The organism is Anoxybacillus sp. UARK-01 (genome assembly GCF_002075365.1).
Lineage (GTDB): Bacteria > Bacillota > Bacilli > Bacillales > Anoxybacillaceae > Anoxybacteroides > Anoxybacteroides rupiense.
Genome location: NZ_NASY01000010.1, coordinates 1 through 925, shown reverse-complemented (window position 1 = coordinate 925; position 925 = coordinate 1). Strand labels below are relative to the sequence as shown.

The 925-nt window shown below is 50.6% G+C and carries 2 tRNA genes and 2 rRNA genes; all 4 read left to right on the top strand.

Annotated elements, in window-relative coordinates:
* Positions 1–338, top strand: a 23S ribosomal RNA gene (locus tag B6A27_RS01155); the annotation flags it as partial.
* Positions 339–603: 265 nt separating this feature from the next.
* Positions 604–720, top strand: a 5S ribosomal RNA gene (gene rrf / locus B6A27_RS01150).
* A 10-nt stretch (positions 721–730) separates the two neighbouring features.
* Positions 731–806: transfer RNA gene (locus B6A27_RS01145), tRNA-Val, on the top strand.
* Positions 807–835: 29 nt separating this feature from the next.
* A tRNA-Thr gene (locus B6A27_RS01140) sits at positions 836–911 on the top strand.
* Positions 912–925 lie beyond the last annotated feature (14 nt).

Here is a 925-nt window from a genome sequence, read left to right as displayed (position 1 = left end):
TTAAAGCGGTACGCGAGCTGGGTTCAGAACGTCGTGAGACAGTTCGGTCCCTATCCGTCGCGGGCGCAGGAAATTTGAGAGGAGCTGTCCTTAGTACGAGAGGACCGGGATGGACGCACCGCTGGTGTACCAGTTGTCCTGCCAAGGGCACCGCTGGGTAGCTATGTGCGGAAGGGATAAGCGCTGAAAGCATCTAAGCGTGAAGCCCCCCTCAAGATGAGATTTCCCATTGCATAAGCAAGTAAGATCCCTCGAAGATGACGAGGTAGATAGGTCCGAGGTGGAAGCGTGGCGACACGTGTAGCTGACGGATACTAATCGATCGAGGACTTAACCAATACGAAAAGTGGAGCAAGCTCGCTTGCATCCATAAGGCGTTCAAGCTTCTGACGGACAAGTCAGGAGACTTGGACAGAAGAAGCGGAAACGACCATAGGATGCAGCTTGCGGAACTAGACAATACGAAAAGTGGAGCAAGACATCAAGAAAAGCACCGCCTATCCTTTCTTCTCTGATCTGTTATCTAGTTTTGAAAGAACCAAAAAGTTCTTGACATGGGCGAAATGCTCGTTATAATAATATTTGTCTGTTTGAAATAACAAGCCTAGTGACGATGGCGGAGAGGTCACACCCGTTCCCATCCCGAACACGGAAGTTAAGCTCTCCAGCGCCGATGGTAGTTGGGGCTAACGCCCCTGCAAGAGTAGGACGTTGCTAGGCGCTACATATCGGAGGATTAGCTCAGCTGGGAGAGCACTTGCCTTACAAGCAAGGGGTCGGCGGTTCGATCCCGTCATCCTCCACCATTATTTCAATGAAAACTAGTATAGATGACGCCGGCTTAGCTCAATTGGTAGAGCAACTGACTTGTAATCAGTAGGTTGCGGGTTCAAGTCCTGCAGCCGGCACCATAACAGAATATAGG